Genomic DNA, 20606 nt, shown 5'->3' with positions numbered 1-20606 from the left:
GTCATTTGCGAATTAAGTATTCAAACCAAAGGCACCAATCGGTGCCTTTCGTTTTAGTTAGTGAGTGTACTTACAGTTCGTGCTCAGTACGTGCGATGATGTCGTCTTGCGCATCTGGTGATAGCGCGGTGAAGAAGGCTGAGTAGCCTGCAACTCGTACAACAAGATCACGATATTGCTCCGGGTTCTTCTTCGCAGCCAGCAAGGTCTCACGAGAAACGATGTTGTACTGCACGTGCCAACCTTTGTGGTGGTTGAAGAAGGTGCGAATCAACATAGAAAGCTTTAGTTTATCCCCTTCAGACTCAACCGCTGCCGGGCTTAACTTCTGGTTAAGCAGCACGCCACCAAGGATTTTGTTCGCTTGGATCTTACCGACCGAGTTGTACACTGCCGTTGGACCTAAACGGTCTGAGCCAGACGACGGGCTCGCACCTTCTGCCAATGGCGTTTTCGCTTTACGACCATCTGGCGTTGCCATGGTTGAAGCACCGAATGGGACGTTTGCCGAGATACTTGATGTACCTGCGTAGTAACCGCCGCCAATTGGACCACGCCCATGACGCGTATTAACGAACTGCTCTAGCTCATCAATGTACACTTGGTACGCGTCTGCCAGTAGTTGATCTACCGCGTCATCATCGTTACCGTATTTTGGTGCAAAGTTGATAAGACGTTGGCGAAGCTGCTCGTTCTCCATGCCGTCGAAATCTTCAGCCAATGCTTTTGCTAGCTGTTGTTGTGAGATAAGGGGCTGGGTGATTTGCGCATCATCGAAAACAAGGTGCTTGATGGCTGCTAGGCTATTACCTAAGTTTGCGATACCGACTTGTAAGCCAGATACCCAATCGTATTTCGCACCACCCTCTTTCACGGTTTTACCGCGAGCCAAACAGTCATCCACCAGCGTTGAACAGAAGATGTCTTGTGCCTGCTGTTCAAGCACACTGTCGACTACCGTATCAATCTCAATCGATTTACGGGTGTAGTAGCGGATTTGCTCTGCCCAAGAAGCCGTCACTTGCTCAAAGTTCTCAAAGTTACCTTTTGCTAATGACTTATCGTGCGGCAAGAAGGCTTTACCCGTTGTTGCATCCACACCTTCGTTCAATGAAGCGAGCAGGATACGAGCGAAGTTAATGAAGCTCATGCCCGTACAACGGTAACCCCATTTGCCGGGAACCGCCGTCTCGATACAGCCGATAGATGCGTAGTTGTAAGCGTCTTCTTTCTCTACACCAAGCTTGATGAATTCAGGAATAACAATCTCATCGTTGTTGAACGCTGGCATACCGAAGCCGCATTTAATCACTTCAATACAGCCCATTAAGAACTCTTGGTTTAAACCTTCATGGTAACGCACACTCAAGTTAGGTTGCGTCGAACGTAACTGACCACAAGATTCCAGAATCGCCCAAGAAAGTGGATTCACTGCATCTTCAGGCTCACCCTTTTCATTCAACTTCTGACCGCCGATACACACGTTTTGATACAGCGGAGAACCTGCCGATGCTTTTGAGTGTGCACCAGAGCGAATCTTGTTTACTTCAAGCAACTTCAACCAGCAGCTTTGTAAAAGCTCTAGTGCAAAGTCTTTTTCAATCGCGCCGTTTTCGATATCGCGAACATAAAATTCGTTTAGGAATTGGTCCATACGACCGAAAGAAACCGAGTGACCATTCGATTCGATTTGTAGCATCAACTGAACAAAGTAGCTCAATTGCAGTGCTTGCCAGAAGTTTTCTGGTGCGTGGCTTGCTACATGACGACAGTTTGCAGCAATGCTTTCTAATTCAGCTTTGCGTAGGGGGCGCGTCTCTTCTAGCGCCATTTTTGCCGCCAATTCAGCATAGCTCAGCATGTGATCTTGAATCGCAAGCAGCACGATTTCGACTGATTTGTAGAACTGCTCTTTCTTCAAGCCTTCAAAGGTCGAAACATCATTGTTAGCACGGTGCTGACGAACATCATCTAGCAAACCGTTCATGCCTAGCTTCAAGATTTTCTCGTTATCCACCGCAAGGTGCGCGTCACCCGAAGTCATGTTGCCTTCGGCTTTAATGATGGTGCTGGCTAAGATTTCTTGCTGCTCATCAGTAAACAAACCATAACAACGGTCTTGAACAGTTTTACCGCGCCAATACGGTGTGATGCTGTGGATGCTTTGCTTATCTTCTTCAGTAACAGCAAAGCCTGCACCAGGACGGTCGGCTAGCTCATCAATTTCCGCTTCAATCCAACGCACTGTGTATTCTGGGAAAATAGGCGCAGCGCGTACTTTGCTCGCTTGGTTACCGACGATCAACTCATCGTGTTTAATCCAAATCGTACGAGTGCGTAAGTGCTCTTGCAGTGCTAGCGCACGTTGGACAATCACAGGTTTGTCTTCGTTTGCTTGATAAGCACGAGTGTATGCCTCTGCACGCTCGGTACAGACAGGTGGCGTTACGATATTTACCAGTGCCGATTTGTGCGCTTTGATACGCTCAGGAAGGTAATTCAGGTCCATAGTTAACCTCTTACAATCACGTTAAGTTGGGTGTTTTCGCTTGCGTATTGCATGGCGCTTTCTAGCAGTTCTGGTTTGTTTAATGGCTTGTCAGAACACTCGTAAGGCATATCGAGCAAACGGTATTTATTGATGCCGAGCGTGTGGTACGGCAGCAAGTGAAGTTCTTGGCAGCTTTCTAGTGAAGCCGCAAAATCGATGATGTCTTTCAACTCTTCGATGGTGTCATTGAACCCCGGCACAACGGGAACGCGAATCACAATGCGTTTCGCGATAGGTGCCAGTTTTCGGAAATTGTCTTTGATGCGTTTTAGTGAACCTTTCGCCCAGCTAAGAAACTTTTCTTCATCAGTGTGTTTTAAATCCGCCAACCAGCAATCAATATGCGGCGCGGCTTTTTCGACGTTCTTCCACGGCACATGCATGCACGATTCAATAGCGGTAGAGACTTGGTTGTCATGCAGACGCTGTGCGAGCTCTGCTACCAAATCGGCTTGCATGAGTGGCTCACCACCGGAGAAGGTCACACCACCTTGGCTTTGGTCGTAGAAAGGTTTGTCTTTCATCAAGGTGTCGAACAACATGTCTGATTTCGCCTCTTCACCGCAGACAGTCAGTGCTTGCGTAGGACAGACGTCTCGCAGCGCGATCAGTTGGTCTTCTTTGATGGCTTTGCGATTGATGATGATCTGGTTGTCGATGCGTTGAATACCATCGCTCACCGTTTCACTATCCGCTCTGGATTGAGTTGTGGCTTGATAAGCAGAAACGCATAGCTGGCAACCTTCCATACAGCTTCGCTGATCAAACAGCAGTGAATGCTTTTCGCTGCGGCTTTCTGGGTTTTGACACCAAGGGCAAGACAAGCTGCATCCTTTAAGAAAAAGAATGGAACGAATGCCATCGCCATCATGGGTAGAGAATCGTTGAATATTGAAATACATCTCTGCTTGCCTCTTGGTCTGTGCTACCGCTTTTACTTAATTCGTTTCTTTTTGTGCTGGTTAAGTCTTATGAACGGCTTTTCTTTGTTCGAACTGAAAGCTTCATTTGAGCATTTACAAGTTTCACTTAACTTTCATTTAATGAAATTATTATAGTTTCAAATGAAATTTCAATTGATCAAAATCAAGATCTCGTTCGATTGTCAGATCTATAGTGATCCCATCATCAAAACGAAGATTTTGTTTAAGGTAGAAACCATGATCGAACTTTATTTAGATACTGCTGATGTGGCAGAAGTAAAACGCTTTAACCAATGCCTACCGCTAAAAGGCGTGACGACAAACCCAAGCATTTTGGCGAAGTCAAAACAGGGACTGAATAAAACCCTAGCAGGCATGCAAGAAGCACTTGGCGGTACACCTCGCTTTCACGCTCAAGTCGTGAGTTCAACCGTCGAAGGCATGGTGGCAGAAGCGCGCCAACTGAATGAATTGCCTTACGATATGGTGGTAAAAGTGCCAGCCACAGAAACCGGATTAGCGGCAATTAAGCTAATGAAAAAAGAGGGAATTCAGGTTCTTGCTACCGCTATCTATTCAGCTCAACAAGGTTTCCTAGCGGCACTGTGCGGTGCTGACTACCTAGCACCTTACGTAAACCGCATTGATGCGATGAACGGCAACGGTGTTGAAGTGGTCGCGGATCTTCAATTGTTGCTCGATCAAAACCAACTACCAGCGAAGATTTTGGCAGCCAGCTTCAAGAACACTCAACAAGCGATGGAGGTGATGAAACTTGGTATCGAAGCCATTACATTACCAACCGATGTGGCGGCACAAATGTTCGCTCACCCAGCAGTAAAACCTGCGGTTGAACAGTTCGATAAAGACTGGAAAGAGACGTTCGGCGATAAACTTTCATTTGAAAGCTAATTAAAAGTAGCAGCTAGATGTCTTAGTTAGGGTCTATTGAACTTTCATGGTTAAATTTTGTTCGAGATAAAAGCGTTTTAATCGCGGCGAGAGGTTTGCCGCCTAGTCATTCTAAGCAATTACCTCTCAACAAAGAGTAAAACGCTTTTAGCCGAACCCTTCGGGCAGCGTTTGTGGTTCATTTCTACTTCATTACCGGCTTATCAGTTACACCAACTACATTTCAAATGTCTCTGCCTCATATAAATTACCCACAAACAGCTGCAAAAATCAGCTTGAAAGCTCAATAGACCCTATTAATAAAGGGAATCTTAACTCACCCTGTGCGCCGGTGAGTTTGAGATTCCCTTTTGTATTTCATATAAAGAGGTGATGTTTACAGCAGTTCTCTGTTGGTCAGTGACCAAAGGTACACGCGCTTTAGTAAACTGATTTTGATCCTTTTACGAATACCTCGTTTGGAATGGCGGAGTCGGTTTGGTAGCGCAATGGCTTTCATCTCGGTTTTCATTTCTTTTCCATCCACCAACACAGTAGACCCCCGATGCAGTAAGCCAGCAGATCTTTCCAATCAAATGTGGCGCCCAAAATCACAGCCAGAGGCGATGAAGATTCGATACCAAGCCAAACCGCGACCTGTAACAATTGCCCTAACTCAACAGCAAACGCAATCAACACCACCAGTGAAACCAGCCAGTTAACGGGCATGGAGAACAAGCTTGCAAGAAAGTAGTAGAGCCAAACCACAACGAGAACATCACCAACTGTCGGACGAATAAAGCTGTCTCGAACATAGAGCGCGATAACGACCAATGCGATAAAACACACCAAGCTTTTGAGTCCATTTTTTGCAGAAAATTGCAGGCGGATAGCAGACGTTTCTTCCACCATATTGCTTGGCTGCCCAGTGAGAATTGCTCGTTTAAACATCTTCATGATTCGCCTTTGCGCTTTCTTCCGCTTTCTTATTTCGTGCGTACCAGTCGATGTTGCGTGTAATAACCATAGTGAAGCTCAAAATCGCGAAACACAGCAATGTCCCCATCACCAATGCGTAGCTTTCTGCTTGTAGCAAGCCAAACAGTAATCCGTAGAGAGTAAGTAAACACGCTCCGAATATCGCGCCGTGTTTGGTGTTGCTCAACATACCGCTCACGTACACACTTAAAAGCCCCGTCGATGCGACTGCTGACACCACATACGCCCAGTTAAAGCCGAGGTGTTCACTCATCGAAATCAGCAATAGATAAAAAAGCGCTAAAGCCAGACCAATAAAGCCGTATTGCACTGGGTGAACCGGACGCGCTTGGAACAGCTCCAGTAAGAAGAAACTCGCAAATACTAATGTGATAACCAACAGTGAATAGTTCACAGCTCGGTGAGATTTCAAATAGTGGTCCACGGGATCAATCAAATCTACGCCCATTTGTCGCTGTTCAAGCTCGTGACAAGCGTGATTCGATGACAAACAGCTTTGGAACAACTGCGCGATATTGGTAGAGAAGTTGTTGCTCGCCCATTGTGCGTTAAATCCATCTTCAGAGACTTCTGATGACACCGGTAAGTAATCACCAATAAAGCTTGGATGTGCCCAAGTTGAAGAGAGTTCAACCGTTGTTTGACTGCCGATTGGTGTGACTTGAAGCTGACCCATCCCTTGCAGCAAGAAGTTAAGATCGAAAGCCAAAGATTGTGCCGGGTTTAGGTCTGCAAGTGTCAGATCACTGTGGAAGCCTTGTGGTAACTGATTTAACCCCGTTCCCGGTGCGACTTCGATGTCAGCACTCGCCATGGTCATGTCATCCAAACGAATTAATCCGCGGCTGTCTTCAATGCCAACCACTAGGCTCATGTTGTCAATATCAAGCCCCTGCAACGCCGCGAGATCGTCTGCATCGAAAGTGCCTTTCAGTGCCACTTGTGCTTTGTATAAACGCGCACGGTAAATGCCTCGGTACTTTTCAAAACTGTCCAGATTCGCGCTCATATCAAAAGTGCTAGGTAAAAGAAATTTACGACGCTCTTTAATCTGTACTTTGTCATCTCGGTAACTGGTTTCGGTGTAGTTAACCATGATGAATGGACCAATGATGCGCTGTTCGCCGCTGCTGCTGCGTGCGATGTCGTTTCTGACTTCATCTTGGCTATATGAGCGTTCTGAGATCAGCCCTGTGACCATTGAAAGCGGGATTTGCAGTAAGACAAACAAAAACAGCACGAAGGCGAACTTCATGCCGAGTTGGTTAGTGAGGATCTTTTTCATGTTTCATTCTCCATTTGCTGATTGGAGTAATCTAAATCAGCAATTTGGAGAACAAATGGAGCTAATGTGGAGTTTCTATGGAGTTGGTAAAATCAGGGTCACTTTCACGCCAGAATCGACGTTTTCTACTTGCAACTTACCCTTGTGCAGCTTGATCACTTGCTCAACAAAATTCAGCCCGAGCCCAGTGCTTTTAACACCATTTTCCCGAGCGAGGGAGTAGAAGCGCTCGGTCAAACGAGGCATCGCGTAGTCGGGAATGTGAGGACCTGAATTGAAAATCGATAGGCACAGCTTCTCTTTCGTGACCTCAGCCTTCCATTCAATACGTCCCTCTGAATGAACGAAATCCAGCGCATTATCCATCAAGTTAAAAACGGCTTGTTTCAGTAAGAAGGCATCACCAAGCACGGCGAGATGGTCATCAATTTGGATGTTGGCAATCACCGACTTAGCACTCAAACGCGCATCCGCCGATTCAACCACTTCATTGACCATTTGTTTTAGCGAGATAGCTTCGACTTGCTCTAGCTCGGGGCGCTTTTCAAGACGAGCCAGTTCTAGCAACTTATCAATCAATGACTGCATGCGGTCGCTTTCTCGCTCAATGTTGCCAGCAAAGCGCGTGACCTTTTCTTCAGGCAACGGCATTTGCAATATTTCACTCGCGCCTTTAATCACTGATAACGGGCTTTTCAGCTCATGAGTCAGCGTCTGTACGTACTCTTCCACATATTGTTTACCATCGAGCTGATTGCGCATTTTCTCTAATGCGTCGCTTAGCGTGCCGTACTCATAAAAGATACGAAATGTCGGCTTAGAGACCTTTTCACCCTCACCCATTTTGGTCGCGTAGTCTTCTAGCTTGTTCAGTGCCGAGTGAATTCGCCAAGCAAACAATGCCCCTGCCAATAGCACTAAACCACTCATCCATACCATCCAAAACAGCACATTGCGTTTAGAAAGATCGATGAAGGGCTGTACGGAGCGATTGGATTTTGCCACCGTCACGCTGCCAATGATTTCGCCTTTGTGGTAAATGGGCGCAGCAACATGCATAACGGTTGAGAGCGGATCTTTCGGGTCTTCGATGGTACTGCGCGCGCCGTATTGACCACGCAACGTGAGATACACATCGTTCCATTGCGAGTAGTCTTTGCCTACGTCTTGCTGCCAAGAATCCGCAATCACAATGCCTTGTTTATCGGTGATGTAAATTCGATGGTTAATCGCTTTTTTGCCAATTTCCCAAATGCGCGCTTGGGGTTCTCGCTGCCCATAAGCCGCTAGTAGTTTGGAGAAGCGACTCTCAGACAACTTTCCGTTCGCAACATCTTCTTCTGCCAATACCGCGAGCAAGTTCGCCATATCCACCAGCGTCTCTTCAGTGGTTTGACGCACGGTTGGCTTGAGTTCTAGGACGACCGTTTTGCTCACCATGTAAGCCGTCATTCCGACTAAGATGAAGTAGAGAAAAAACAGTCTGAGTCCAAGCGGGATCTTCGGCCAGCGATTCATCATTCACCTTTAATGCAGTAAAAGTAACCAAAGCCACGCTTGGTACAGATGCGTTCAGACATCTCAAACGGCTTCAACTTATGGCGAATGGCTTTGATGTGGGTATCAATATTGCGCTCGTACGCAGCTTCCGGCGCCATGTCAGCAGCGACCATAAGTTGCTCTCGGCTCAATACATTGGAAGAGACAGAAATCAGTTTATCGAGAATCTTAAATTCGACCGCAGTTAACCCAAGCATTTGCCCGCCAACACCGTAGTCGAAGTTCTGCGCAACTAAATCATGGTTCAAATGAGGTTGTTCTGGAACAGCTACAGGCTCTGGTTTGTGCTCTATCATTGGCGCTTTAGCTTTGATTCGAAGTTTAATGCGCGCCAGCATTTCGCGCGGGCTAAATGGCTTAGTCACGTAATCATCCGCGCCAATCTCCAAGCCCACGACGCGGTCAATTTCATCGCTTCTTGCTGTGAGAAAGATAATGGGGATATCAGAAAACTCACGGATGGTTTTGCACAATTCAAAACCATTGCCATCCGGTAAGCCTACGTCTAAGACAAGTAACGCTGCGGAGTTGTGCTGTAAAAAAGCTAAGCCCTCTCCTGCTGTTGCAAACCACTCTGCGTGGTAGCCATCCATCTCTAATACATGAATCAGGTTCTCTGCGATAGCAGATTCATCCTCGATAATAAGGACGGTGGGTTGTTCGCTCAATGTCTTAGCCTCATTGACGGTGTTTATCTTTATGTTGGTATTATCACTTAATTTGGGGCCAAGGCTAGTGGATTGATGCAGCAAAGGCGCAGTTCGTGGATAATACTAATCAAACACACTTCTATTCAGCATAATAAATTTATCACTTAGATTAATGAGTCACCACAATTGTGAATACAATGATTTCAACCATTGATATGAACAGTGTTCATTTTAAACTCAAGTTATCAATTCGATTTTATTTAAAGGACAGTCACTGATGAAAAGAGCGCTAATCCCCCTGGCTTTACTGACTTTGCTCTCAGGTTGCGCCAGCATGTCTCCGGATGAGTGCAAAACGGCAAACTGGTACAACGTAGGTTATCAAGATGGCCGAGATGGCAACGATCCAAACATTATCAATAGCTATACCGAAGACTGTGGTGAAGCGGGTGTGACACCCGACCGAGCGAAATGGAAAGAAGGCTTTGATAAAGGCACTATCCAATATTGCTCACCAGACAATGGGTACACTGTCGGTATCGAAGGCAAAGAATACTACGGTGTGTGCAGCAGCAAAGAGTTCATTGAGAACTACCAGTTAGGTCATCAAGAATATCAACGCCAGCAACGCATCCAACAAATCGATACTGAAATCTCGGTCATCGATAATCAGCTTGATGGCAATCCAGACAAAGATAATGCCAAGAGACTGAAAGAGAAGAGAAAGCGATTGGCTGACGAGCGTTCAAGCCTCTTGTCGCCAGCCATCAACTTGAATCTGAATTTCTAAATCGATTGGATTTAGCTTCTAAAAATTCATGGCCCTAGCTCAGTTCTAGGGTCATGAATTGACTGTTCGGATCGAGTTCGTAATCCCCGAACGGCTCGCAGTACACAAAGCCATGCTTTTCATACAACAGGCGCGCTGGTTTAAAAAACTCCATCGAGCCCGTTTCTAAACTCAAGCGCTGCAAACCTTTTTGCTTCGTTTGCTCAATCACATGAATCAATAATTGAGATGCCACACCTTGGTTTCTTGCCGTAGGCGTGGTGCGCATGGATTTCAGCTCCGCGTGTTGGTCATCCAACTCTTTAATCGCCGCACACCCAAGCAGTTGCTCACCTTTCCATCCGGTCCAAAATGTCACTTCTGGCGCTTTGAGCTTATCTAAATCTAACGCATGCACGCTTTCTGGTGGTGACGTGGCGTACATGTCCTGTAAATGTCCTTCCAACAGCGCTATCACTTGCGACCGTTCTAAATTGTCGATTTCAATCCTCATCTTTCCATCCTTGGCTTTTAACTATCTAAGTCACCTTAAGTATATGTTTTAAAATTAAATGTCCATCCCAAAACTCAAAGATACCTAGGTTTGTACAAAACTAAGGCGATTGAATAATAGAAAAGCCCCAGCACAGATATCAAAACATCATGTGTTGGAGCTTCATTTGCATTTCTATGTAAGCCTATTCGTAAAGTTCTGGCGTACTTTGTAACTGTTCACTAAATTTGAAAATATCGTCAATCGAGTCGATTGGATGGCGGGTTTCTGTTTTAGCTTCATCAAAGAGGCCAATGTACTTTTGTTTGGTATTGAACCAAAGGCGACATAATGGCTTCCGATTGTTGTCATCAAGCAGGATACCAAAATAACTTTGCGTGTCACGGGCGCACACTCGCTGTACATCAACTTGTTGTCGCAATATCGCCTTAACTACATTAAAACCCTCGATCTCTTCATCTGTCGTTTGAACTTTGGGCTTATCTTGAGCAGGTTCGACGGATTCTTCAAAGGTGTTAACGCTATCGTCTACCTTGATCGGTGCTTTATCATCTCCACCAATTGCAGATTTCAATCGAGCATTAATGCTGTCGTTCAAGAATTGTTTTAGAGCCTTCGTTGTAATATCCATGAACTGTGCTTTGACTTTTGCGGTTTGGACGCCATCGTACACTTTTGAAGTAAAGAATTTTACAAACTCCTCTTCAGGGTTCTGAAACTGTTCATGAAGTGCTTTTTTAATTTGATTGAGGTACTTGAGCTCACCGGCAGCATCAACTACAGACTCAACATCAAAAGAAGACTTGGTAAGCTTTTTCACTTCGGGAATTACGTGCTCATCAAGATTGGCAAGATCCAAAGTCAAAAACGGCTTTTCATCCATTTTATTTGGAGCGTCTAAGTCCGTAAAAAACTGATATTCAGATCCATTAGTTAAAATCGCAATACGAGCATTGGTTACTGAAAAATACCGAAACAATTGATTAGCATGTTTAGTGGCCAATGGCTCACCAAATTTTTTACACTCGATAAGAATTTGTACAACCCCATCTTTAATGAGTGCGTAATCTACTTTTTCTCCCTTCTTCGTAGCAATGTCAGCAGTAAACTCAGGGATAACCTCATTTGGATTAAAGACATCATAACCTAATACAGAGTGCAAAAATGGCATTACTAATGCGTTTTTTGTTGCTTCTTCTGTAGCTAAACTCGCTGATACTTGGGGAATTTTTTTGGAAAGAGCTTGAACTCGTTCTATAAAATCCATAAGACACTCCATCATATTGTTCATTTAAACACTTAAAGTATATATGACACTGGTATCTTAAAATGTTGTGTAGTTAAAAGTTTGAATGCCATATGCAAACACTCACCCAACAGCGAACTTAAAGCGGCTGTCTCATAATGTGCTGCGGTCCAACGGGGCCGCCGTGGTAAAGCTCATTGGTATCTTCAAACCCTGATTTTAAATAGCACTGATAAGCGGGTATGTTGCGGCAATTCACAGTGAGATAAAGCGCATCAAACTCGGGATAATGGCGTTTGGCGAAATCGGCAAACTGTTGAATGGCTTGCTTGGCGATGCCTTTGCCTTGATGACGGTGATCCACCAGCAAAGCACGTACGCCTAAACTGTTTTTCGGGCAAAAATCGTATTTCTCGCTGTAAGCAGCATCAAATAGAAAAAAGCCAACCACGTCATCGTCTGCCAAAATCAGATGCGGAAGCTCTGTGGGTTCAAGACGTGTAAGCATTTCACCCACATCCGCGACCGTAAACTGCGATTGCTCTTCTAGAACGCTAAGTTCGCAAGTTTGTTCATGTCGCTCAGGCGAATACTTTTCAATAGTAATCATAATCTTCCTTGTTGTTTTTATGCTCAATTCATACAGGGTATGTCGTAAATAGAAATACCTAGTGTCGTATTTCCCACTCGCAGGCAAACGTTTAGCACTCTATTATCCTCGCCATTCGATAGAGAGGTTTCCATGTCCCGTTTTTTACTTTGTAGTTTTGCACTCGTTTTACTCTACCCTACTGCCATTGATTTGTATCTTGTTGGTTTGCCTCAAATTGCGTCAGATCTCAACGCCAGTGAATCTCAGTTGCATATTGCGTTTTCGATCTATTTAGCTGGCATGGCTACCACCATGTTATTCGCGGGGAAAATTGCAGACTCTGTGGGACGAAAGCCTGTTGCCGTCGTCGGCGCGATGATCTTCGTGCTCGCGTCTTTTCTCGGCGGGATGGCTGAGCAACCAAACACTTTCTTGATTGCTCGCTTTTGCCAAGGCATCGGGGCTGGATCTTGCTATGTCGTCGCATTCGCGATTTTACGCGACACGTTAAACGATGAACGCCGCGCGAAAGTATTGTCGATGCTCAATGGCATCACCTGTATCATTCCAGTGATCGCACCCGTGATTGGTCACTTGATTATGCTGAAATTTCCTTGGCCGAGTTTGTTTACCACGATGGCAGGAATGGGCATTCTCGTCAGTGTATTGGCCATTTTTGTTCTCAAGGAATCACTACCCAGCCAACAAGGTGAAGAACAGACAACGCCAGAGAGCCATCAAGAGACTTTCTTCGAGCGATTTTTTATCAGTAGGCTGATCATTACTGCACTGGGAGTGACCACCATCCTGACCTTTGTTAACGCTTCACCAATTGTTGTGATGAGTATGCTTGGTTTTGATCGCGGTGGCTATTCTTCCATCATGGCGGGGACTGCGACGATCAGTATGTTGATTTCGTTCTCGGCGCCATTGGCATTGGGGATTTTCAAGCAGCGAACCTTAATGATGAGCTCTCAAGTATTGCTCGTTTGTTCAGCCATCGTGCTCAGTGCAGCCCATTTCCATGATGGACAACCTTTTTACTATGTGTTCGGACTTGGGCTGATTTGCGCAGGCTTCGCTTGTGGCTTTGGCGTGGCCATGAGCCAAGCGCTCAGCCCATTCTCTCAACAAGCTGGCGTGGCGAGCTCGTTACTGGGCATTGCTCAAGTTTGTAGTTCCGCGTTCTATATTTGGTTTATGGGTTTCATCGGCGTTACTGCACTGAATATGTTGGTGTTTATCTTAGTGCTAGGTAGCGTAATCAGCCTTGCTCTAATACTATTGATTCCAAAGCCTGTTCACGATACCCATTATGAAGAAATCCCTAGCGCGACTTGATTTAAACTTACTGTTCACTCTGCAATTATTGTTGCAAGAGCAAAGCGTCTCGAAAGCCTCGAAAAAGCTGAACGTTACGCCCTCTACCGTAAGTAAGTCGCTCAACAAACTTCGTCATTGGTTCGATGATCCTTTGTTTGTCAAAACACCTAAAGGTCTTGCGCCAACGCCTTTGGCACAAAGCATGGAGCAAGATCTTGCAGAATGGCTGCAAATTGGCAGCCAGATTGCAGAAAAACGCAACGATATTACGCCTAAAGGAGTGCGTTTTGATATCACGATTGAGTCGCCATTAGTGCTCACAGTGCTGGACAGACTCATCGTCGCTATCCACCAGCGATACCCTGAAGCGAAAGTAAAAACCAGTAACTGGGATTACGATTCACTCGACGCCATCATTCGAGGCGAGGCGGATATCGGTTTTACCGGCCGAGAAAGTCACCCGAGATCGAAAGAGTCGTTGGATCTTCTGCCGTATTTCTTGGATTTTGAGATTCTATTTTTTGACCTGCCGATGGTGTATTTACATAAAGATCATCCGGCATTACAGCAAGAGTGGAATCTCGAGACCTTTCTGAGCTACCAACACATCAATATTGTTTGGGAAAAAAGTGAAACTTGGGCGTTGGATGAAGTATTAGCGGAACTAGGGCTACAGCGCTCTATCGGGCTGACGATGTCCAACTTTGAGCAATCCCTTTTTATGGCAGCGCAGCCGACGCATGACATGATCACCACCGCGCCGCACTATTGCAAAAGTTACACAGAAAAGCTGCATCTCGATTTAGTGTGCTTGCCAATTCCATTAGACCAAGCTCAACAAGACAAGTTACTGATTCCATTTACCATGATTTGGCATAAACGCAATGCGTACAATCCCAAATTGCTATGGTTGAAAAACACCATTAAGTCATTGTACAAACAACCTTCCCAACCACAGTAAGACTCAGGCTAAGGTCAGGTTTTCTCTGGTTATTTTTAATGACTTTCTTGCTCTGATAGCTATAACTAATCACTTTATCAACTAATAAAAATGTTCTTTTGGATCTACACTAGCTGTTCATTTACACGCTAAGGATCAAGGATGTCGACCTTTTTACTCACTGCCATTGCAATGCTGGCGTTCGCTGCCAATTCATTATTGTGTCGAATTGCCTTGGCAGAAGGGTTAATTGATGCAGGAAGCTTCACGCTCGTTCGATTGATATCTGGCGCGATTACCTTAATCGCAATGCTTGTCGTGAGAGGCCAGTGGAAAACCGATCGGCCAACTTCTCGCTTTCGCTTTTTTGCTGGCGTGGCGTTATTTGGTTACGCTGCCCTTTTCTCTTTCGCGTACTTACAACTGGCGACAGGAACCGGTGCTTTGCTTTTGTTTGGTGCCGTGCAACTGACGTTACTGGCAATCTATTGGTGGCAAGGTGAGCGCTTTCAGTTTCTCGAAATCATCGGTATCGGCCTTTCGATTGTTGGCTTTGTTTGGTTGATGTTGCCATCTGCCACTCGCCCCGATATTAGCTCTGCACTTCTTATGTTGATTTCTGGCGTTTGTTGGGCTGCGTTTACTGCGCTCGGTAAACAAGCGCCTTCTCCAAGTAGTGGCATCACGTGGGGATTCATCGCTGCATCAATAATTGGCGTGCTCCTTTCGCCATTAATCTTGTCCTCAATCCACCTTTCTTGGAGCGGAGTGTTGCTCGCTATCGCATCTGGTGCCATTGCCTCTGGCCTTGGTTATACACTTTGGTACCAAGTCGTACGTAAGCTCTCTTTACTTCAAGCCGCCGTCAGCCAACTTTCCGTGCCAGCCATTGCTTTACTACTCGGCAGCATCGTACTCCACGAGCCTCTTTCACTGCATACTCTTTTAACCAGCGGCATCATTCTTGGTGGGATCGCTTTGGTTTTTTTATCTCGATCCAAAAAAACAAACGAACAATCGGCAAGCCGATAAAAAGTAATAACTTTCCCTCTCAAGTACCCATTCATCATCTATGCTTTTTAAAGCAGCAAAGCTCATTGCAGATCGTACAAGTGGTCTGCTTTGGTACCAGGCGAAGAATATAAGGTGAGAATTGGCTCACACAATGCAGCGATTTTGTTTCAAAAGTGAGAATCATCACAGATCGCGAATTTGCTCGTTTTAGGCGTTTCACCAATAACGCCAAGGGCTAGCACGAGATCAAGCCAAATACGCACTTTTTGTTTTGACAAAGGGTTTACAAAGCACACTTTTTCACCCGCTATATTCCGCCCCCCGAATTTATTCAGAACAAGATTCTGATTATTCATATAAGAAATTCATCAACTTATAACGATAAGCCTGAGCAAACTTTGACACTATGAACGACAAAATAAAATTCGCTATTAAAGTATCGCTTAGCCTGACTCTGGCTTATCTGATCCCGTTTGCCATGGGTTGGCCGCAAGCATCGACGGCCGCAACCACAGTGATGCTGATTGCATCCACAGGCAGTCGTCGTGAATCCCTCGCCAAAGGTACCTTACGCGTGTTCGGTACGTTGGTTGGCGCCGTCGTTGGCTTGTTACTGGTGGGATTATTTGCTCAAGACCGCTTGCTGTACATGTTGAGCGTGTCGGTTGTGGTCTCATTCATTTTTTACTTCCGTAATGCCTATCAAAAAGATCCAACGCTACTCATGCTGACCGGCGTGATGACGTTGATGATGTCCAATGGCGGTGACGCAGAAGGTGCGTTTCTTTATGGCGTTGACCGCGCCTATATGACGGTGTTTGGGGTGGTGGTTTACACACTCGTGGGGACTTTCTTATTCCCGACCAAAACAGAACAAAACCTAAGACAGCTCATCGAACAACTCAACCAAGCACAACGCGCGTTGTTCACCGCTATCTTGCAAAATTTCGAGCAAAAATCGGCAGGGCAAATCTCTCCTCAAGAAGGTGGAGAAGAAAATCCAGAAGCGGAAGAGCCACAACCTCCTAGCGTGGACACTCTCATCGAACAGATGTTTGCCGCTCAAAATGCGCTCGAACAGCGTTTTGCCACGGTCAGTGTGGAATGCAGTGACGTGTCGGCCTACATGAAAGAGTGGCGCTTGGCGGTTCATTTGAACAAGCAAGTAACGCAACAATTGACCGTCGCGGCGCACAGCCACTTTAGCCACCAGCAAGACCGTGAAAGCATCAGCAACTTTGATCAAGCCGTGGCGGAAATTGACGCGCTATTTGATACCTGCCAACAAGTCTGGGACGAAAAAGAGCCCGCTTATCGTGCTCAGGAGTTCAAAGTCGAATACAACCAAGCGTTGCTTGAAGATGCAGCTCACCTAGAGAAAGGCTCTGCGCTTACGCTTGGTCACCTATTGGAACTGATGCATCAAAACTTGTCGCGTTTAGCGGAGAGCATTAGCTGCATTGACTCTGTGACGAACAATGTCTCCTTTGACGTGCCACTGCCGAAACCGAAAGGCAAGTTTCTATGGTGGGACGCAGAAAACTTTAAAACTGCGGTCAAAACCTTTGTTACCTATTGGGTTGCAGGACTGATTTGGATTTATTTCAATCCACCAGGCGGCTACTCGTTCGTGGTCTTCTCGACCATGTTTATGTCTTTGCTGTCGTTCGTGCCTGTGCACCCAATTTTGTTGCTTGTGCTGTTCACTTTCGGCTTCTTGTTCGCGGTACCTTCTTACGTCTTCATCCTTCCGCAATTGGATCTCGGATTAGAACTTGGCCTGTTTATCTTTATCTACACCTTTATCGGTTTTTATCTGTTTAACGGGCCAGTGACGATTTTCTATATGATTGGCTTGTTTGTTCTCGGTTTAGACAACAACATGTTTTATCACTTCGGGATCCTCATGACGATCATGCTGTTGTTCTACATGGTGGTGTTCATGATTATTTTCGCGCACTACTTCCCGTTTAGCTCACGACCAGAACACCTCTTTTTGACCATAAAAGAACGCTACTTCCGACATACCCGAGAGCTGTTCACTACCTATCAACAGCAGTCTAGCTCGGTTATTACGCCGCTCAAACGGGCCTTACACTTGGTGACGCTCAATGTCTCATCGAAAAAGCTCAAAGTCTGGGGTTCGAAAATCAACCACAAACACTTTGATAAAACCACGCCAGAAGCGATTGGCGCGTTTAGCAAAGCGTGTGATGTACTCAGTAATCACATCAACATCTTAATGGCCGCCGAGAAAAAGTTGATGACCAATCCACTAATTACTCAGCTTCGCCAACAGCACCGCGATTCCATCATTCCTTTGATGGCGGGCGCTTTAGCCAGCCATCAAGCAACACAAGAACTCGACTCCGTATTCGACCAATACAGTCAAGATTACCAAACATTCGAAGATAAACTGGAAGATTTTTTTAGTGAGTTGGATTTATCTGACTACGCTTATTCAGAGATAGCCGGTTTTTATATCTTGCTGAATTTAAAACGGAACGTGTTCGAAGCAATCAAGCATTGCAAGCAAACCTACGAGGATATCGATTGGGTGAACTTACAACAGAAGCGTTTTTAAAGGTGGGGATATGATGCTTCCAAAACTAACCAAACCAAGCCTCGCCATACTTTCTTTGCTCGGACTCAGTGCGTGTACCACGGTAGGACCAGATTATGTTCATCCAAAGCAGGCGCCACTGCCAAGTGACTGGTCGGTGCAAAAAGCAGCCAAAGATACGCAGCAATCAGAGCAACAGCTACAACAATGGTGGCAGCAATTTAATGACTCGACTCTTAATCAGCTGGTTGAGTTGGCGAGCAAACAAAACCTCGATTTAGAAGCCGCAGGGCTACGAATTGTCCAAGCACGTTCATTGCTTGGTATTTCGACTGGCTTGCAATACCCACAAGTTCAAACCGTGTCAGGAAACCTAGCGCGTGCCTACGTAAATGATCAGGGCGTGAATAACGCCACTTTGTCGTTTGATGCTGCTTGGGAAATGGATGTTTGGGGCAAGTATGCTCGCGGTATTGAGTCGGCAGAAGCGGGTTACTACGCATCCATCGCATCGTATCACGACATCATGGTCACCATAACCGCCGAAGTGGCACGCAATTACATCAACTATCGCACATTCCAAGAACGTATTTTGCTGTCTCGCCGCAATATCGAGATTCAAGAGCGTGTCGTCCGCATTACACAGGTGCAGTTCGACTCTGGCAACGTTACAGAATTGGACGTTCAACAAGCTAAAAACCAACTCTACACCACCAAAGCAGCGCTACCGAGCCTCGAAGTGGCAATGAAGCAATCACGTACTGTGTTGGCTTTGCTACTGGGTCTGTTACCAGAAGAAGTAGATGGACTGCTACAGTCGGATGGGATGCACAAGCAAATCGCTGAGTACGAAGCCCAGTTCAAATCAACGGGCAGAAAATCGGCGCTATCGGGCACCGACGAGCGCTCCATTGTGCCACGTCCACCGCTTTTGGATACGCAAGTGGATGCTAACTTAGTGATGCGACGTCCGGATTTGCAAGTCTCTGAGATGCAAGCTCGCGCGCAAAGTGCGCAGATTGGCGTGGCAGAAACCGCTCTGTACCCAAGCTTTTCGTTGTTCGGTTCCATCGGTATCGACAGTACGGTTCCCGATGGCAGCAGTTTCAGTTTTAGCGATTCGCTCACCATGGTGGTTGGCCCAACGTTCAGTTGGAACATTTTCCAATACGGACGCGTGAAAAATAACATTCGTTTCGAAGATGCTCGCTTCCAAGAAACGCTGACGAACTACAACAAAAAGGTACTGCAAGCCGTTAATGAAGTCACCAATGCAATCGAAGCATATGACCTGTATTTGCAGCAAAAAGATTTACGCTTGCAATCGGTCAACTCTTCCATTCGTGCGTTCAACATATCCATGACACAGTACGAAAACGGACAAATTTCATTCGAACGTCTGCTTAACTCGGTAGAAAAAATGACCCGCGCAGAAGACAGCTACGCAACGATCAAAGGTAATGTTGCGAACCAAGTTGTCGCGCTCTACAAAGCCCTCGGTGGAGGCTGGCAAACCCAAACAGGCAAGCCTTTCATCAGTGAATCTATTGCCAAGCAAATGACAGAACGAACTGACTGGGATGGTTATTTAAATGAAGAAAACCGCGTATTGCCGCCTTTGCGACTCGAAACTCCGGCTGAGACCAGTGATGAAAACAAAACGGAGGATCGGTAATGCCTCATGAACTCTCTTGGGGAGACGTTTACTTTTCTCCTACGCTACTCGTGCTCTTTCTCGCCGTCACGGCCACGTGGATAACGGTGATGATATTGAACAAGACACGTTTGTCTCGCTTCATCGCTTTTCCGTCTCTGACGTTTATTGCCATCATGGTCGGTTATGTGGTGGCCATCGACAGCTTTTATATTCAATTTTAGGTGCCAAACAAGATGAAAAAACTATTAGTAATCGCACTCAATCTTGTCATTCTTGGTGGCGCAGCTTGGCTCGGCTATCAAAAGTTTGAGGAATACTTTAATAACCCATGGACACGAGATGGGCAAGTGCGTGCTAACGTCATCAAAGTGGCTCCTCGCGTATCAGGCCCAATTGTAAATGTCGCGGTGCAAGACAACCAAGAAGTAAAAACGGGGGATTTACTGTTTGAAATCGACCCTGCGACTTACCAGGTTGCGTTATCTCAAGCCGAAGTAGCACTGGAGCGCTCCATTGTTAGCTCTCGCGGTAAAAAAATCGAATATGACCGCTTAAAAGACATTCGTGCCAAAGACCGTGGCGCGGTTTCTCACAAGGATCTGATTCGTCGTGAAATCGCTTACGAAGAGTCGCTACTGCAAATCAAATCTGCAGAAGAGCAACTAAAATCAGCACGCCTTAATCTCAGCTTTACCAAAGTTTATGCGACCGTCGATGGTTTTGTATCTAACCTCGATATTAGAAACGGTACGCAAGCGGTCGCAAACCAACCACTGCTCGCACTGATCGACAAAAACAGCTTTTGGGTATTTGGTTTCTTCCGTGAAAACCAACTTGCGCAAATCAAACCTGGCAGCAAAGCGCGTGTCACTTTGATGTCTCACCCAGACACGCCAATTGACGCGACGGTTGACTCGATTGGTTGGGGTATTGCGCCCAAAGACGGCACGGTCGGCTACAACCTTCTTCCAAACGTAAACCCTGTTTTTCAGTGGATTCGCTTAGCACAACGTATTCCGGTGCGAATCTCCCTACAAGAACTTCCTGAAGATGTTGATCTTCGATTCGGGCTTTCTGCGTCCATCATGGTGATGAAAGAGTCATCCGCAGAAAGTGAACAATAACTAAG

Annotated in this window: 18 protein-coding genes; 9 read left to right on the top strand and 9 right to left on the bottom strand. The window is 45.9% G+C overall.

Annotated features, from left to right (window positions below):
- Positions 1–70: 70 nt before the first annotated feature.
- Together R7F67_RS03505 and R7F67_RS03500 are read right to left on the bottom strand one after the other, a co-directional pair.
- A complete protein-coding gene (locus tag R7F67_RS03505; protein ID WP_054576597.1) occupies positions 71–2509 on the bottom strand; it encodes a formate C-acetyltransferase/glycerol dehydratase family glycyl radical enzyme in 2439 nt (812 codons plus the stop codon).
- A 2-nt stretch (positions 2510–2511) separates the two neighbouring features.
- On the bottom strand, positions 2512–3453 hold the full coding sequence (locus tag R7F67_RS03500) for a glycyl-radical enzyme activating protein (protein ID WP_025768602.1): 942 nt from the start codon (positions 3451–3453) through the stop codon (positions 2512–2514).
- A gap of 258 nt (positions 3454–3711) precedes the next feature.
- Here R7F67_RS03500 and R7F67_RS03495 point away from each other — a divergent pair, with 258 nt between their 5' ends.
- Positions 3712–4386, top strand: coding sequence for a fructose-6-phosphate aldolase (locus R7F67_RS03495; RefSeq protein WP_054576623.1), 675 nt, complete (start codon positions 3712–3714; stop codon positions 4384–4386).
- 507 nt (positions 4387–4893) lie between these two features.
- Here the strand turns inward: R7F67_RS03495 and R7F67_RS03490 are convergent.
- The 4 genes from R7F67_RS03490 to R7F67_RS03475 all read right to left on the bottom strand — a co-directional run bounded on the left by R7F67_RS03490 (position 4894) and on the right by R7F67_RS03475 (position 8877).
- Positions 4894–5322, bottom strand: a complete 429-nt coding sequence (locus R7F67_RS03490; RefSeq protein ID WP_053303880.1) for a DUF2809 domain-containing protein — start codon at positions 5320–5322, stop codon at positions 4894–4896.
- Positions 5309–6649, bottom strand: coding sequence for a cell envelope integrity protein CreD (gene creD, locus R7F67_RS03485; RefSeq protein ID WP_258475377.1), 1341 nt, complete (start codon positions 6647–6649; stop codon positions 5309–5311). Before creD ends, R7F67_RS03490 begins: the two co-directional genes overlap by 14 nt.
- Before the next feature lie 75 nt (positions 6650–6724).
- Positions 6725–8167 carry a two-component system sensor histidine kinase CreC gene (gene creC, locus R7F67_RS03480; protein ID WP_318056966.1) on the bottom strand — a complete coding sequence of 481 codons (1443 nt, stop codon included), beginning with the start codon at positions 8165–8167 and terminating at the stop codon, positions 6725–6727.
- Positions 8167–8877, bottom strand: coding sequence for a response regulator (locus R7F67_RS03475; protein ID WP_238764912.1), 711 nt, complete (start codon positions 8875–8877; stop codon positions 8167–8169). Before R7F67_RS03475 ends, creC begins: the two co-directional genes overlap by 1 nt.
- Positions 8878–9136: 259 nt before the next feature.
- On the opposite strand from R7F67_RS03475, the gene R7F67_RS03470 reads away from it, so the two are divergent.
- Complete coding sequence (locus R7F67_RS03470; RefSeq protein WP_054730098.1) at positions 9137–9649, top strand: DUF2799 domain-containing protein; 513 nt, start codon at positions 9137–9139, stop codon at positions 9647–9649.
- A 34-nt stretch (positions 9650–9683) separates the two neighbouring features.
- Here R7F67_RS03470 and R7F67_RS03465 read toward each other — a convergent pair whose 3' ends face one another.
- The 3 genes from R7F67_RS03465 to R7F67_RS03455 all read right to left on the bottom strand — a co-directional run bounded on the left by R7F67_RS03465 (position 9684) and on the right by R7F67_RS03455 (position 11998).
- Entirely contained in the window at positions 9684–10142 is a 459-nt protein-coding gene (locus R7F67_RS03465; protein ID WP_213906632.1) for a GNAT family N-acetyltransferase, read from the bottom strand.
- A 184-nt stretch (positions 10143–10326) separates the two neighbouring features.
- Complete coding sequence (locus tag R7F67_RS03460) at positions 10327–11409, bottom strand: type I restriction endonuclease (RefSeq protein ID WP_053303885.1); 1083 nt, start codon at positions 11407–11409, stop codon at positions 10327–10329.
- 118 nt (positions 11410–11527) lie between these two features.
- On the bottom strand, positions 11528–11998 hold the full coding sequence (locus tag R7F67_RS03455) for a GNAT family N-acetyltransferase (protein ID WP_005499894.1): 471 nt from the start codon (positions 11996–11998) through the stop codon (positions 11528–11530).
- 132 nt (positions 11999–12130) lie between these two features.
- Between R7F67_RS03455 and R7F67_RS03450 the strand changes: the two genes are divergently transcribed.
- The 7 genes from R7F67_RS03450 (at position 12131) to R7F67_RS03420 (ending at position 20601) form a co-directional block, all read left to right on the top strand.
- Positions 12131–13321 carry an MFS transporter gene (locus R7F67_RS03450; RefSeq protein WP_017820546.1) on the top strand — a complete coding sequence of 397 codons (1191 nt, stop codon included), beginning with the start codon at positions 12131–12133 and terminating at the stop codon, positions 13319–13321.
- Positions 13296–14264 carry an HTH-type transcriptional regulator YidZ gene (gene yidZ / locus R7F67_RS03445; protein ID WP_054576592.1) on the top strand — a complete coding sequence of 323 codons (969 nt, stop codon included), beginning with the start codon at positions 13296–13298 and terminating at the stop codon, positions 14262–14264. Before R7F67_RS03450 ends, yidZ begins: the two co-directional genes overlap by 26 nt.
- Positions 14265–14405: 141 nt before the next feature.
- On the top strand, positions 14406–15275 hold the full coding sequence (locus tag R7F67_RS03440; protein WP_054576591.1) for a DMT family transporter: 870 nt from the start codon (positions 14406–14408) through the stop codon (positions 15273–15275).
- 388 nt (positions 15276–15663) lie between these two features.
- The gene (locus R7F67_RS03435; RefSeq protein ID WP_005374950.1) at positions 15664–17841 is read left to right on the top strand and encodes an FUSC family protein; all 2178 of its coding nucleotides are present in this window, start codon (positions 15664–15666) and stop codon (positions 17839–17841) included.
- Positions 17842–17851: 10 nt separating this feature from the next.
- Positions 17852–19495, top strand: coding sequence for a TolC family protein (locus tag R7F67_RS03430; RefSeq protein WP_031778877.1), 1644 nt, complete (start codon positions 17852–17854; stop codon positions 19493–19495).
- Positions 19495–19698, top strand: coding sequence for a DUF1656 domain-containing protein (locus R7F67_RS03425; protein WP_005374946.1), 204 nt, complete (start codon positions 19495–19497; stop codon positions 19696–19698). Before R7F67_RS03430 ends, R7F67_RS03425 begins: the two co-directional genes overlap by 1 nt.
- 12 nt (positions 19699–19710) lie before the next feature.
- Complete coding sequence (locus R7F67_RS03420) at positions 19711–20601, top strand: HlyD family secretion protein (RefSeq protein ID WP_318056959.1); 891 nt, start codon at positions 19711–19713, stop codon at positions 20599–20601.
- Positions 20602–20606 lie beyond the last annotated feature (5 nt).

The sequence above is a fragment of the Vibrio sp. YT-17 genome (assembly GCF_033337375.1).
In the GTDB taxonomy this organism is placed as follows: Bacteria; Pseudomonadota; Gammaproteobacteria; order Enterobacterales; family Vibrionaceae; genus Vibrio; species Vibrio alginolyticus.
The sequence above is the reverse complement of the archived record's forward strand: the minus strand, read 5'-3'. Positions and strand labels throughout refer to the sequence as shown.